We start from the raw sequence: 14,550 nt of genomic DNA, 5'->3' as shown, positions 1-14,550 counted from the left end.
CGCCCGGCCCTCGCGCAGGGAGCCGTTCGAGCGGTCGCGCCGGAGCAGACTGATGCGTTGGAGTTATCCCGGGCCTGCCGCAGCCGTATCCCCCGCCGCATCATGCCGGACCGGCGTGATCTCTTCAGCGAGTCGCCGGGGGCATCGACGGGAAGGACTTACCGCCGCGCCCCGGTCGAACCGGCAGCCAGGCGACGGAGGTATCGAGGTTGACTCGTGATGTCGTCCAGTTCTGTCGGGAGTTGTTCATCAACCGGGTGGCGGTGCGGCTGATGGCCGTTGCCGAGTCCGGTTACCAGGGCGACGCTTCCCGCCAGATGTGGCGGGTGCTGTTTCTGCGTGGCATCGGCGGCGCCCGTGGGGGTGCCGCGTGAATGGAGTCCTCGGACATTCTTCCTCATGCTTGGGAGAAGCAGGTGGGAGGCAGGACGTGGATGAACCGCGGGCAGCGAAACTCACCGATCGGGAGTTGGACGTACTCCGCCTGCTGGCCGCAGGGTTGAGCAACCGGCTGATCGCCCGAAAACTCGACATCTCCGACAAGACCGTGAAGAACCATCTCAGCAGTATCTATCTGAAGATCGGTGCCACCCACCGCACCCAGGCCGCCCTCTACGCTCGCCACATAGGCCTGACCGAACCCGGGGAGGCGGCTCCGTCCGCTCCGGCGTTCGCTTCCGGCCCGGAGAGAGACGTGCCGCACGCCGGCTCCGCCCTCACCGCACGCGAGCGGGGCGTACTCCGCCTGCTGGCCGCAGGGTTGAGCAACCGGCTGATCGCCCGAAAACTCGACATCTCCGAGAAGACCGTGAAGAACCATCTCAGCAGTATCTATCTGAAGATCGGTGCCACCCACCGCACCCAGGCCGCTCTCTACGCCCAATACGCAGGCCTCGCCCCCTGAACCTCCCGCGGTTGGACCCTTCCCCGAGGGCATCCCTCCCGTACGGGGGAGTCGGAGCGCGCCGTGCGGAGAGGGGCCTCCCGCTTCCGCACGGCGCGCTTGCCCGAGGGGACACCGAACCGCTCGGCGGCCCCCGGTCTCGGCCTGGCACTCCGATCACGAGGCGTGGCCTCCCCGGCCCGGACCTGGTTGCCCTGCCGAGTCCAACGAGACCGTCACCGCCCGGAGCACGGCCCTCGCACACACCGACCGCCCCGCCGGGTTGTGCCTGACGAGGCAGGGCCTGCCGCCCTGGACCGCCGCCCTCCTCGCACCGCTCCGCCTTCCGGGACGCGAGGTCGGCGGGAGTGCGCGGACTGCGGTGGGAGCCTCACCCCCGCCAGTCGCCCGCGATCTTCAGCAGACGGTCGTTCTCCTCGGGGGTGCCGATGGTGATCCGCACCCCCTCTTCACCGAAGGGACGCACCATGACTCCCGCCGCCCCGCACGCGTCGGCGAAGGCCGGTGTGTGCGAACCGAGGCGCAGCCAGACGAAGTTGGCCTGGCTGTCGGGAACGCTCCAGCCCGCGGTCCGCAGAGCGCGGGTGACCCGGGCGCGCTCGGCCACCAGGGTCCGTACCCGCTCCAGCAGTTCGGGTTCCGCGTCCAGCGAGGCCCGCGCTGCGGCCTGGGCGAGTCCGCTGACGCCGAACGGAACGGTGCAAGCCCGCAGCGCGGCCGCGACCGGCGGATGCGCGACCGCGTAGCCGACGCGCAGTCGCGCCAGTCCGTACGCCTTGGAGAAGGTGCGCAACACGGCGACGTTGGGACGGTCGCGGTACAACTCGATGCCGTCGGGCACGTCGGTGTCGTCGACAAACTCTCGGTACGCCTCGTCGAGCACCACGAGAAGGTGGCCCGGCACCCGGTCGAGGAAGCGCTCGACCTCACCGCGGCGCACAGCCGTACCGGTCGGGTTGTTGGGGTTGCATACGATGATCACGCGCGTGCGCTCCGTCACCGCGTCGGCCATGACCTCCAGGTCATGCCGCTCGTCACGGAGCGGAACCCGCACAGGAGTTGCCCCAGTGGCCCAGACGAGCCTCGGGTATGCCTCGAACGAGCGCCAGGCGAACAGCACTTCGTCCCCCACGCCGGCCGCGGCGCACAACAGGTCCTTGATGACCCCGAGGGATCCGGTGCCGGGCACGAGGTGCTCCGGGGGTACCGCGAGGGCCGCAGCCAGTTCAGTGACCAGTTCACCGCTCCGCGAGTCGGGATAGCGGTTGACGCGCCCCAATTCCTCGCGCAGCGCGGCGACGACCGACGGCAGCGGAGGGTAGGGGTTCTCGTTCGACGACAACTTGTCCACGAGGTCACTGGGCGCCGTCCGACCGGGGACGTAGTGAGGCAACCCGGCGACATCGACACGCAGCCGGGGGACAGGTGCAGGGGGCATCGAGGGAAACTTCCTGAAGGGGGAGAGGGTACGGGCATGCGCGTGTCGTTCATCCGGGGTTCCGGGGGCCGTGCGCCGCGACGGGGCGCGCGGGCGCGAGATCCAGCCCGCGCGCCGGCACCTCCGCCGTGGTCGGCAGCGCGTCCCGCCGACCCTGTTGGGTCCGGCGGTCCGCTGCGCCGCACCGTTGCGGCGCAGTGGACCGCCGGGTCTGCCGCGGGCAGGGTCAGCCGACGGCCACTGCGGGCGTGCTCTCCTCCTCGACGGCCGTGGTCCGTACCCCAGCCCTGGTGAACTCCTCCATGAAGCTGGGAAAGGACAGCCGGACGTCTTCGTAGCCCGAGAACCGGTTGGCCGACTGCATGCGCAGGCCGGCCACGAACAGCGACATGAAGATGCGATGGTCGCCCCAACTGGAGAGCATCACTCCGCCGGGGTACGTCCGCGCGCCGCGGACCTCGAAGCCGTCGCAGACCCCGTCGTCGTACAGCACCTCGATGTCCACGCCGGCGCGCGTCAGCTCGGCGGCCATGGCCTCGATGCGCGACGCCTTGTGGAAGCGCGTGAGGCGCCCGCCGGTCACCCGCAGGCTGCCCTGCACGTATGCCCCGAGGGCGGCCAGCGTGGGCACGATGTTGGGGCAGTCCCGCACATCCACCTCGAAGTCGCCGCACAGACTGCCCGGCGGATTGTCGACGGTCAGCGACAGGGTGGCCCGGTCGAAGGTGACGCTCACCCCGAGCTGCTCCAGGATCGGGACGATCGCGAACTCGCCCTGCATGCTGTCGCCGTAGACGTTGGTCAGGACGGTCCGGCCCGGGAAGAGCGCGGCGGCGGCCAGCAGGTACGAGGCCGAGGTGTAGTCCTCGTGCGTGGTGACGTCCTGTGCCTGGTAGGTGGAGGGCTCCACCTGGTAGCGACGCATGTCCTCCGACGCGGAGACCTTGATGCCCGCGCCGGTCAGGCTCGCCAGCGTCTGCCGGATGTACGACTGGGAGAAGACCTCGCCGTCCACCTCGATCTCCACCGGGCCGTCGGCCAGCGGCGCGGCGAACAGAATGGCGGTGATGAACTGCGAGCTGATGTCACCCGGCAGCCGGCAGGTCCCACCCTTCAGGCCGCGTCCCCAGTTGACGACCGGGGCCGAGCTCTCGCTGACGATCGACTCGATGTCCGCGCCGAGTTCGCGCAGCGCCACCAGCAGGGGCTCCATCACACGGCTGCGCAGCGTCGCGTCGCCCGTCACCACGACCGGCGACGGCAGTACGGACGCCAGCGCCGTCACGACGCGGAACACCAGCCCCGAGCCGCGGGACTGGATGACGCGGCGGATGTGCGGGAGCGACCCTCCGATGCCCTGGATCTCCAGGAATCCGTCATGCTCGGTGATCTTGGCACCGAAGGCACGGCAAGCGTTCTTCATGGTCTCCGTCTCGTCGCAACGGAGGTCGTTGTAAACGCGGGAGGTGCCCTCGGCCAGTGTGCCGGTCAGAATTGCCCGTTGCGTCTCCGGTTTCGAAGAAGGGACGCGGAAAGTTCCGGAAAATGTATCGACCGGATCGACCTTCAGCAGCATGCTCCTGTCTCCTCTTTCCCATCGTTAGCCGTCTGATACCTTGCAAGCGATTTCGCTTTGACGTCCGGGGCCGACGATATCCGCGGAGAAAGAACATGCCATCCCACCGCTTGGCGTTTGAATGTCGGGCGGCAGTTCGGAAAATCTCCTGGCGCGCACGACAGCCCTACTTTCGGCGGTGGGGGCGCGATAAGAATTCTGTGTCCCGTCGAGCGCGTGGGCAATAGGCCCATCCGCCCATGGTGTTTTCGGCACAAGATGACCCAGACCCCCCGTTACCGCCGGGGGGTGTTGCCACGTCGGCGGACCTGGGACGCCCCTGGTCGGGGTCGTCGGGACTCACAGGCGCTCGTGTGGTGAGATGCCCTTGAATCGAAGTGCCGTGTCCCGCCACCCTGACCACGGTGCGGGCCCGGTGCGGCTGGGCCGGCTTCACCTGTCGGCCTTACGGAGGACACACCTGGGGCTGCCGCGACATGACCTTTCAGGGCACGGTGTGTGCGGGCGATGCTCAGGACGCCTGCCCGGCACCGGTGTGCTCGCGCCGTACGGCCGAACTCCCGCACGCGGCCGTGCCACCGTTGTTCTGCTCGCTCGCCCGACCTCAACTCGTCGAGCCGGTGCGGGGGCCAGGTCACACGGCGCCGGCCCCTGCTCGCGTCGCCCTCGTCCGCGTGGACCACTGCTCTTCGTCCTGGTCAGGCGGGTGCGAATGGCTCGGCAGCCGGTGCGCGCGTGCCATCGCACCGGCAACGCCGGAGGCGCTGGGACCTAGGTCCTATTCTGACCAGGCCGGTCCCATGCGAGGCTGTGGCAGCGCGATCAGCACGTTGGAGGCCGTTCCCGGGGATCCAGGTCCGGGCTCGTTATTCGGTTTCGAAAGGCCCGCCGCCACCGCCGCTGTCAACCGGTTCCCCCCTGGCAGGGCACGTCCATGCTTCCTGTGAACAGTGAGGACGACATCCATGTCCGGCGCGATCCTGTTCTTGACCCGCTGGCCCCTGTACGAGGACGAGCGGCGATGGGAGAACCGCCTCGCCGCTCCCGAGTCGGTCTTCGCCCCGGAGACCGACCGCGTCACGTACGTCTGTGACGAGGGGGGGCGCAGCGGAGTTCCCGCCACCGCCGAACGGGTCCACTTCGTAACGGACTTCGGCGACGTGGACGGCGTGCTGGAGCTCGTCGACACCATCGTTCGCGACGAAGGCCCCTTCGACCACGTCATCGGCTTCTCCGAATTGCTCCTCGACCTCGCGGCGACCCTGCGCGAGAGGTACGGCATCCCGGGCACCAGCCCCGAGGAGATCTCCCGGTTCTGCGACAAGACCGTCATGAAGGAGAGGGTGTCGCGGGCCGGGCTCCGGGTGCCGCGCTGGGCCTCCTGCCGTACCGAGGACCACATGCTCGCGGTCGCCGAGGAGTTCGGCTACCCGGTGATCGTCAAGCCGGTGCGGGGGGCGTCCAGCCAGGGTGTGCGCCAGATCGCCTCGGCCGAGGAGCTGCGGGCCCTGTGCGCCGAACGGAGCCTGCACGACTTGGAGATCGAGGAGTTCGTGCGGGGCGAGATCCTGCATGTCGACGGTGTCCTGGACGCCGCGGGCAAACCGCTGTTCCTGTGCACCTCGCGCTACGTCTCCACCTGCCTGGACTTCGAGGTCCTGGGCACACCGCTCGGCTCCGTCCTCCAGACGGACCCCGTCGTGCGCGGCCGCTGCGAGGACTTCGCCGTGCGCTGCCTGACCGCGCTCGGCCTGCGTAGCTCCGCCTTCCACCTCGAACTCTTCGACACTGGCGACGAACTGGTGTTCCTGGAGGTCGGAGCCCGGGTGCCGGGCGCCGACGTGTCGTACGTCATCAACGACGTCCACGGCGTGAATCTCTTCCGGCTGTGGGTCGACGTGCTGCTCGGCCGGCCGGTGGACCCACCCGCCCCCGACCCGGAGCAGAGCGGCGGTTGGCTGATCGTCAAAGGCCCCGGGCCGCTGCCCCAGCAGGTCACCTCCGCCACCTCGCTCCTGGGGCGCATTCCCTACCTGTACAGAGAGTTGGTGCCGCGGCCGGGGGAGGTTCTGGTCTCCCAGCCCGGCGCGTACGCCACGCTCCAAGGCGGCCGCTTCCTCTTCCGGGGCGGCGCCCAGGAGCAGATCGAGGACGCCGTTCGCCAGGCACGTGAGCAGTATCGCCTGACGACCGAGCCCGTCCCGTAGACAGCCCGAACCATCTCGTACCACCAGCAATGGAACCGTCGAGTCCGTGGAGGAAAACGTGGATCAGTTGAGCCATGCGGAGCTGGTCGACAAGAACTTCGTGTTGTTCGCCGAGGGGTGCTTCGGACTCTTCACGAGCAAGATCGCCGCCTCACTGATCCGCTACAACGGGGACCGCTGCGTCGCCGTGATCGACAGCCGTAAGGGCGGCCAGACCGTTCAGGACGTCCTCGGCTACGGCGGCGCCATCCCGATCGTCAGCCGCGTCGAGCACGCTCTGCACCTACGCCCCGAGGTCATGGTCATCGGCAAGGGCCTGCACTCGGCCAACCTGCCCTCTGCCTGGAAGCCGCACCTCCTCGCTGCTGTCCAGAACGGCCTGCACCTGATCAACTCGATCCATTACCGCCTCACGGACGACCCGGACATCGCCCGTGCCGTCCGTGAAAAGGGCATCACCGTCTGGGAGACCAAGGACGCCCCGCCGGTGGAGCTCAACAAGGCCCGCGTCCTGGACCTTGACACCTGGGTCATCCACACGTGCGGCAGTGACTCCAACATCGGCAAGAAGACCGCCGCCCTGCAGATCTGGAACGAGGCCAACCGCAGCGGCATCCGTGCCGGTTTCGCCGCAACCGGCCAGAGCGGCATGCTGATCTCCGGCCATGGCATCGCGGTCGACGGTGTGCCCGGCGACTTCATGGCCGGCGCTGTCGAACAGGTCGTCCTGGAAGCAGCCGCCGGCAACGAATGGGTCGTCGTCGAGGGGCAGGGTTCCCTCAACCACATCGGGTTCAGCGGTGTCGCCCTCGCCATCCTGCACGGCGCCCTGCCGCACGCCCTGGTCTTCTGCCACCGTCTCGGCGCCGAGCACACCAAGGTCTGGGAGACGCCCATTATCCCCATTCCCGAACTCATCCGCATGAACGAGGAGCTCTCGGTCTTCGAACGGCCCGCCAAGGTCGCCGCCGTCAGCGTCAACAGCTTCGGGTTCTCCGAGGAGGACTACCGCCGCGAGGCCGAGAAGCTGGAGGCCGACACCGGCCTGCCTGTCGTCGACCCGGTCCGCGAGGGCGGCGCCGCCAGGCTCGTGGAGATCCTGCGCGCCCACCAGCGCGAGACCGCGGACCGGCTGTCGGGCGGCCGGCGCTGAGTGCGGCCCCGGAACCTCGAGGAGATGCACAGATGAAGAAAGCGATCCTGCTCCTCATGCACCAGGGCAAGTCGTACACCGAGGAGGTCGCCGCGGCGACCGCCGGGCTCGGCCTGACCTTGGTCGCCCTCAGCTCCCGGCCGGAGACGCCGGGAGCCCTGGAGGCGAGCCGCCGTCATGTGGCGCAGTGTGTGGTCACCGAGGAACCCGTGCTGTGCTCCGGCGACCTCGACAAGGCCGTGCGCGAACTCGCCGACCAGGGTTACCGGGTCGAGGCCGCCCTCGCCTCCTTCGAAGGCTACCGGCTGCTGATGGCGGAGCTCAACGACCGGCTCGGCGCGCGCGACTCCGCCGAAGGCGCCTTGCGTCTCTGCCTCGACAAGTACGAACTGCGCCACCACCTCTTCGCCGAGGGACTGAGCGAGGTCCGGCTCCACCGGCTCGCCCCCGGCGTGACGCCCGAACTCGACCCATCCGCCCGCTGGTTCGTCAAACCGGTGCGTGGTGCCTCGTCTTTCGGGACCTTTGTTCTGAACGACGTCGGCGACCTGGCCGACCTGCCCGCCATCCAGGAGCAGATGCGTGCCGACCGGCGCATGAAGGCGATCTTCATGGACCGGTACGACTTCCTCGTCGAGGAGTACGTCGAGGGTCCGGAATTCAGTTTCGAGACGCTCGTCCTCGACGGCCGGGTCCACCACCTGTGCGTCCACGAGAAGGCCCGCGTGGAACGCCTGGCGCGAACCACTCTGGAGGGGATGTCGGTCAGCCCGCCCGTGAGCCTCGACCCCGAACTCGTCCTGGAAGGCGCCGACTACGTCACTTGCTGCCTCGAATCGCTGGCGCGGCAGGGGCTGACCGCCGGTGTCTTCCACATCGAGGTCAAGTACTGGGAGTCGAGGAAGCGCTGGGAGATCATCGAGATCAACCCCCGGATGGGCGGCAGCCTCATCAACGCCAGCGTGGAGACCGTCACCGGGTACTCCCTCCTCGACCTGTGGACCGAGACCTTGCTGCTGCCCGATGCCGAGCGGGACGCCTTCCACGACCGGCTCACCCGCGCCTCCCAGCTGGAGGCCCTGCGCACCGGCGCGCCCACCCGGGCGGCCGTGTTCCTCAGCAAGTACGGAGAGAAGGGGCGGACCGTCGACACGATCCGCTTCGAGCCGCCCACCCGCCCGCCGCGGATCCTGCGCGTCCACGTGGCGGAAGGTACCGAACTCGACGCGTCCGACCGGGGAATCTGCTTGATGGACGCCCTGTGGGACGTGGCGGCCGACGACCTCGACGCCGAGACCGCCTTTCTCGACCGACATGCGACGGAGCATTTCCATGTCCGCTACCGCTGACCCGCGAGCGGCACCGAACTTCGCCCCTTCCGTGAACGTCCGTCCGCGAACCCTCTTATGAAGGAGAGTGCGATGAACCGCGTGCAGAACACCGGGATCGACTACCCGAAGCCGTTCTACAACGAGGAGCAGAGCCGTCTGAAGAAGGCCGAACTCGACCGCTACATGGACAAGAAAATGGCGGAGTGGAAGGCCACCGTCCCCTTCGCGTCCCACCTGACCGAACCCAAGCTCCACGAGGCGTACTACCGTCGCACACTCATCGAGCACGTGTGGCGCATCCGCCTCTCCCGGGTCAGCCAGACCAAGGCCATCTACAAGATCGCCCAGATCGCGCCCAGGGCCGCCCGCGACTACGCGCAGTACCAGGCCGACGAGATGCTCCACGACAAGCTGTACGTCGGCGACGCCGCGGCCGCCGGTGTCACCGAGGAAGAGATCCTCGCCACCGAACCGTACCTCTCCACCCGCCTTTTCGAGGGCTTCTTCTACTACGCTCTCGAGCACGAGTCGGCCCTCGCCCCGGTCGTCTCCAACTACCTGGTGGAATACACCCAGGTCAAGCTCCAGCCGGCCATCGTCGAGAACCTCCAGTCGCGGCTCGGCAAGGAGAAGGTCAAGGGGCAGGCCGCCCACCTCCACGTCGACACCACCGAAGACCACTCCCAGGAGATGTGGGACATCCTCCACCAGCTGATCTTCAGCGAGGAGGACTTCCAGAAGGTGTTCAAGTACATCGACGACGTCCAGGAGATCCTCGCGATGTTCTTCCGGGAGATCTACGAGGACACCGTCAGCAAGCACAAGGAGACCGCGGACGTCTGAGGGGGAACCGGTCGAGAGTCGTACGGGGACGTTCCGTGTCCCCGCCCCGGAGCCGGGGACACGGCGGGCGGTCCGGGCGATTCCCCGGGCCGGAGGAGGCCCCCGGGCCCCCGGCCCGTACGGGAACCGGCCCCGGCGCCGTGCGGTGGCGCCTTTGCACCATCGCGGGACCGCCGGCGGTCGTCGCCCGGCGGCCCCGTACGGTCCCACTCCACCGCACCCCGCCCACCGGGGCACAGAGACGTCTCACATGCCTGCGAAGGCAAGCCGGAACCACGAGACCGGCTGACGAGGAGGTGAGGGTGTGCCGCTCGTTGAGGGGCTGCCGGGACCGGGGGCGGTGGTGGAGCCGTCCGGTCCCGCGATGGAAGAGGTGCCGCTGAGCCTGCGTATGCCCGTGCCTGCGCCGTCGCCGGTCGTGGATGTCGGCTCCGGGCGAGGCGTGAGCAGCCGCGAAGGCGTACCGGTGGCCTGCATCGGCCTGACGGTGGTGCAGGATGGAGAGGCGTCCGAAGGGCCGCCTCTTGCCCGAGGTGCGAGTGACGGGGGCCGAGCCGGTACAGGCCCTCGGCACACGGGCGCCGGCGGAGCGTTCACGGTCGTCGCCGGTCGCGGCGAGCCCTCCGGCACCGAGCCGGACACTCATGCCAGGGACGCCGAAAGCGTCCAGATCGACCGGGCGGTACTCGCGCGGCGGCGAACGGACCCGGTGGCCGATCCGCCGGTGGACCGGACCGCGTGCTGCTGGGCGCGGTCCGGGACCGTGAGTGTGGCGGCTGCGCCGGGACGACACTCGCGGCCCCCAGGGGGCGCCCCGCGGCGGCCTCCCACCACGATGTCAACACCGCGCACCGGCAGTGGGTTTCGCGGGGGCCCGAAGACACCGGGCGCCACCGTTCTCTCCGGTGGCCTCATGAGCCGGGAAGCAACAGGAATCGGCCCGGCGCCCCCGTGACCAGCGCGAGCCCCATGACAACACCAGTCCGGCCGGTCCCCGAGGGGACGCGCCGGAACCACGCACTCGAGGATGAGGAACCCCGCGCATGTCCGCACCCGACACAGCCGCGCTCGTCAAGGAATACCGCGAGAACGGCTTCGCGGTCTCCGAGCGTCTCTTCGATTCGAGCGAAGTCGCCGAACTCAACACCGCCATCACGGAGATCCTGAACGTCGCCGACATCGCCTCTGTCGCCGAAGTCGAGCCGGGCGACAACGGCATGGCCCGCCGGATCTGGTCGCCCACCAAACAGCACTCCGCGTTCGAGCAGGCCGCAGCTCACCCGAAACTGCTCGACCATGTCGAGGCACTCATCGGCCCCGACATCCTGTTCCACTACAGCAAGCTCCACCTCAAGGCCCCGCAGGTGGGCAGTGTCGTGCAGTGGCACCAGGACTTCGCCTACTACCCCCACACCAACACCGACCTGGTGACGGCTCTGGTCTACCTCGACGACACCACCATCGAGAACTCCGCCCTCCAGGCCATCCCCGGCTCTCACCAGCGCGGTCTCGCCGACCACTACGCCGACGGCTTCTTCCGCGGCAAGGTAGCGGGCGCCGACGCCCCCGACCCGGAGCTCGCCGTGCCCATCGAGGCTCCTGCGGGCAGCGTGGTCTTCATCCACCCCCTGCTCCTGCACTACTCCTCCCCGAACCGTTCCGACCGGTACCGCCGCGCCTTCCTGCCGGCCTACCGGGCGGCAGACGCCTACCCGATCCACTTCGGCTCGCACGCCGGTCACAACGAGCCCGGAGTGAAACTGCTCCGCGGCAACGTGTCGGACACAGCGCGTGTGGAAGCCGGGGCGTGGCGTCTGCCGCTCGCGGAGCGTCCCTTCGGCTCGCTCTTCCAGCTCCAGGAGGGCGCTGACAGGACCGCGACCACGGGGTACGCCACGTTGGAGGAGGCGGAGTGACAGCCTCGTAGACACGCCGACCGTGACGGTCGTCCGCGCCTGCCTGGGGGCGGCGCGGGCGGCAGCCCCGCGGCCGCCGCCCGGGAGGACGACGCGGCGCCGCGGTACAGGGCAGCTCGCACACCGTGTACGCACGTCACACCGACGACACGTCGGCCTCCGAGGGGGTACCCGTAACGGCTCCGACCGCCCCCGCACACACGCCATCGGGCGACCGCAGAACGACGCCGACGCGCACGACACGCCCTCGTACAGCCCGGGTCGAGACGTCGCCGGTACGCGGGCGGACAGCAGGGACCCGCATACCCGCCGCGCCGTCCTACGGCTTGAGCGCGGTGGTGAGGAAGTCCAGCACGAGGGGGCTGGCGTGGGTGCGGCACTCCTCGAAGTAGGCGTGCCGGCCATCGGGGATCAGGTGCAGCCGGGCGCCGGGGATGCGGTCGGCGAGCAGGGGCGCGTTGGCGCTGGGGTTGAGCAGGTCGTCGGTTCCGTGGACGACCAGGGTGGGTGCGCTGATGTCCGGCAGGAGATCCCAGGCGTTGTGCCGGTTGCTCGCCGTGAGGTGGTGGCGCCGGGCGTGGGCCGGCATACGCGGGTCGCCGAGGGTGTGGTGCGGACCGGGATGGGAGGCGAGCCATCGCGGGGTGTACATCAGCTCCAGCAGGGCCTGCCGGGCGGCTTCGGGCTGAGGCTGGGTCAGGGCCTTGCGAACGTCGTTGCCGCGTTCGACTCCGTGCGGGCCGCCGGGTGAGGTGCAGCCGAGAACCAGGGCGCCCACCCGGTGGGGGTGGCGGGCCGCGATCTGCTGGGCCACTCGTCCGCCCATCGACGTGCCGTACACGTCCGCACGGTCGACCCCGAGTTCGTCGAGGATCGCGATGACGTCGCGGGCGAACAGTTCGGTGCTGTACGGGGCGTCGGGCTTGTCGCTGTCGCCGGTGCCGCGGTAGTCGAGCGTGAGGGTGCTGCGAGCGGAGTGGAAGTCGGCGCGCACCGCGTCCCACCAATGGTGGTTGTTGGCCTGGCCGGCCAGCAGGACCAGTGGCGCCCCGTTTCCCTGGAGTTGGTAGGCGACGCGGGTTCCGTCCGGTGTCATGACGTACGTCATCGGCTTCCTCGCTCCCGTGCCGTCGGGCGGAGTGCCCGCGTGGCCCCGGACCCGAGCGTACGGCGAAGCCGGGGCCGTCGTTGCGTCGTACTCCGTCGCCACCGGTCATGACTCCACCGGTCGTACCGGGCCACCTCAGGGCGGCCCGTGCGCGGGGCGGCCGATGCCCCGGGCGGTCCGGCGCCGGGAAGGAGCACCGTACCGGCCCTCAGACATCCGCCACCACCACGGCGCCCAGCCCCATCAGGACGATGCCGGTGGCCACGTTGAGTCCCCGCAGGACGGTCGGCCGCGACACCAGGTCGCGCCCTCGGCTGACGGCCCAGGTGAGCAACATGTACCAGGAGGCGCTGACGAGCGCCCACAGGGCGCCCAGGGCGACGGTCGACAGGAACACCGGCCCTTTCGCGGTCACGAACTGCGGCAGCACCGAGACGGCGAACACGCCCGCCTTGGGGTTGCCGAGATTGGTACTCAGGCCGACGAGGTAACCGCTCGCGAAGCCCGTGCGGCGCGTGTCCTCCGAGGGCGTGGCGGTCGAGGGGGCGGTGAGCGAGGTGCGTAGTGTCTTCACCCCGAGGTAGATGAGCACGATGCCGCCCGCGATCCGCAGTGCCGCGTACGCGGTGGGGCTGGCCAGCAGGATGGCGGACAGCCCGGCCGCGGCGGCCGTGGACCACAGCAGAAAGCCGCTGGCGTTACCCGCGAGTGTGCCCTGGAGCGTACGCTGACCGCCCTCCAGAACCTGCCGGATCATCAGGGCTGCACTCGCGCCTGGCAGCATCGCCAGCAGCAAGGTGGTGGCAATGAAAACGGGCACATGTGTGGGCATGGGAGAAGAACCCCTTTCGGGGACTGCAGCCGATGGGTGTAACTCCAGGCTTCCCGTCCCGCACCCCTAAGAGAAGTTAAAAAAGGAGGGTACAGCGTTAGGATTAGTGAATGGTGGTGGATCCGGGCCAGCTGCGGCTTCTCGCGTTGATAGAGCGTCACGGCTCCCTGACGGCGGCGGCTCACGCGGTCCAACTCACGCCCGCCGCGGTCACCCAGCAGGTGGCCAAAGCCGAACGTGACTGGCAGGTGCCCCTGGTCATCCGTGGTCCCCGCGGAGCGACGCTCACCGCGGCCGGCGCCCTGCTCGCCTCCCACGGCCTGACGGTGGAGGAGGCATCGGACAGAGCCGAGGCGGAACTGGCCGCACTGCTCGGCCACCTCTCGCTCCGTCTGCGGATCGGGACGTTCCAGGCGGCCGCCCTGCACCTGCTGCCACCGGCCCTGACGACACTGCGACACCGCCATCCGGACGCCGACGTCTCCGTCATAGACGTGGTGTCGGGACGCGGAGCGGACGAGATCGGCGCGGGCCGCCTGGACGTGGCCATAGTCGCGTCCTGGGGCACGCCGCTCGTGCCGCCCCCACATGTACGGGCCCACTCACTCCTGTTGGACCCGATGGTCGTGGTGCTCCCCGACGACCATCCACTGGCCACCTCGCAGCCCGCGGACACCGAACTTCACCTGGAACAGCTGCGCGACGAGTCCTGGGTCTCCATCGTGGGCGGCCATGCCGCCCGCCAACAGTTCCACGACGCCGCCCGCGAGTCCGGTTTCACACCCACTGTGCGGTTCGAGACGGAGTCCTACGACGTCGCCCAGGCCCTCGTCGGCACAGGCATAGCGGTGGCCCTGGTCTCGCGCCTGGCCCTGACGCATGCGCCGGGCACCACCCATCGCGAACTGGCCCACCCCAGGCCCTACCGCCAGCTCTACGCCGTGACCAAGACCGACGCCAGCCTCACACCGCTCGCGGACATGCTCATCGACCTCCTGCGTGATGTCGCCCGCGACATCACCGCCACCTGGGAAGCTCCTCCCCGGGAGGGACAACGCTCAGCCGGCGCACCGCACGGAGCCCCAGTGAGCGATTCGTAAGGGGATGTCCGTTTCTGGTCGAGGTGGGAGCAAGGCTGCCGTCAGGGGTCCCGGCGGCCACTGCTTCCTGGCGGCGCCGGCACGCCGCAGTGCGGGCCGGCCGGGCGAGATCGCCTACCACCTCGGATACACACCGTGGGAT

General features: G+C 69.3%; 12 protein-coding genes. 8 read left to right on the top strand and 4 right to left on the bottom strand.

Annotated features, from left to right (window positions below; genetic code table 11):
- The first annotated feature begins 209 nt into the window (after positions 1-209).
- Both ACFXKG_RS17325 and ACFXKG_RS17320 read left to right on the top strand, forming a co-directional pair.
- Positions 210-374 carry a hypothetical protein gene (locus ACFXKG_RS17325; protein ID WP_384838976.1) on the top strand — a complete coding sequence of 55 codons (165 nt, stop codon included), beginning with the start codon at positions 210-212 and terminating at the stop codon, positions 372-374.
- Between the two features lie 56 nt (positions 375-430).
- The gene (locus ACFXKG_RS17320; protein ID WP_384838973.1) at positions 431-904 is read left to right on the top strand and encodes a LuxR C-terminal-related transcriptional regulator; all 474 of its coding nucleotides are present in this window, start codon (positions 431-433) and stop codon (positions 902-904) included.
- A gap of 370 nt (positions 905-1,274) precedes the next feature.
- On the opposite strand, the gene hisC is transcribed toward ACFXKG_RS17320, so the two are convergent.
- Positions 1,275-2,342: a histidinol-phosphate transaminase gene (gene hisC, locus ACFXKG_RS17315; RefSeq protein ID WP_384838970.1), complete on the bottom strand. Its 1,068-nt coding sequence runs from the start codon at positions 2,340-2,342 to the stop codon at positions 1,275-1,277.
- A 226-nt stretch (positions 2,343-2,568) separates the two neighbouring features.
- Complete coding sequence (gene aroA / locus ACFXKG_RS17310) at positions 2,569-3,918, bottom strand: 3-phosphoshikimate 1-carboxyvinyltransferase (RefSeq protein ID WP_384838967.1); 1,350 nt, start codon at positions 3,916-3,918, stop codon at positions 2,569-2,571.
- 965 nt (positions 3,919-4,883) lie between these two features.
- Between aroA and ACFXKG_RS17305 the strand changes: the two genes are divergently transcribed.
- From ACFXKG_RS17305 to ACFXKG_RS17285, 5 genes are all read left to right on the top strand, one after another.
- A complete protein-coding gene (locus tag ACFXKG_RS17305; RefSeq protein ID WP_384838964.1) occupies positions 4,884-6,125 on the top strand; it encodes an acetyl-CoA carboxylase biotin carboxylase subunit family protein in 1,242 nt (413 codons plus the stop codon).
- A gap of 58 nt (positions 6,126-6,183) precedes the next feature.
- Positions 6,184-7,278 (top strand): DUF1611 domain-containing protein, encoded by a 1,095-nt coding sequence (locus ACFXKG_RS17300; protein ID WP_384838961.1) that lies wholly within the window; start codon positions 6,184-6,186, stop codon positions 7,276-7,278.
- A gap of 32 nt (positions 7,279-7,310) precedes the next feature.
- Positions 7,311-8,627: an acetyl-CoA carboxylase biotin carboxylase subunit family protein gene (locus ACFXKG_RS17295; protein WP_384838958.1), complete on the top strand. Its 1,317-nt coding sequence runs from the start codon at positions 7,311-7,313 to the stop codon at positions 8,625-8,627.
- Between the two features lie 72 nt (positions 8,628-8,699).
- Positions 8,700-9,452, top strand: a complete 753-nt coding sequence (locus tag ACFXKG_RS17290; protein WP_384838955.1) for an iron-containing redox enzyme family protein — start codon at positions 8,700-8,702, stop codon at positions 9,450-9,452.
- Positions 9,453-10,495: 1,043 nt separating this feature from the next.
- Complete coding sequence (locus ACFXKG_RS17285) at positions 10,496-11,368, top strand: phytanoyl-CoA dioxygenase family protein (RefSeq protein WP_384838952.1); 873 nt, start codon at positions 10,496-10,498, stop codon at positions 11,366-11,368.
- Between the two features lie 319 nt (positions 11,369-11,687).
- Here ACFXKG_RS17285 and ACFXKG_RS17280 read toward each other — a convergent pair whose 3' ends face one another.
- On the bottom strand, positions 11,688-12,476 hold the full coding sequence (locus ACFXKG_RS17280) for an alpha/beta fold hydrolase (RefSeq protein ID WP_384838949.1): 789 nt from the start codon (positions 12,474-12,476) through the stop codon (positions 11,688-11,690).
- Between the two features lie 208 nt (positions 12,477-12,684).
- Positions 12,685-13,308, bottom strand: coding sequence for a LysE family translocator (locus ACFXKG_RS17275; protein WP_384838946.1), 624 nt, complete (start codon positions 13,306-13,308; stop codon positions 12,685-12,687).
- Positions 13,309-13,418: 110 nt separating this feature from the next.
- On the opposite strand from ACFXKG_RS17275, the gene ACFXKG_RS17270 reads away from it, so the two are divergent.
- Positions 13,419-14,408, top strand: coding sequence for a LysR substrate-binding domain-containing protein (locus tag ACFXKG_RS17270; protein WP_384838943.1), 990 nt, complete (start codon positions 13,419-13,421; stop codon positions 14,406-14,408).
- Positions 14,409-14,550 lie beyond the last annotated feature (142 nt).

The sequence above is a fragment of the Streptomyces sp. NPDC059255 genome (genome assembly GCF_042752355.1).
GTDB lineage: Bacteria > Actinomycetota > Actinomycetes > Streptomycetales > Streptomycetaceae > Streptomyces.
Note: the sequence above shows the minus strand (reverse complement) of the source record. Positions and strands in the feature narration are given on the sequence as shown.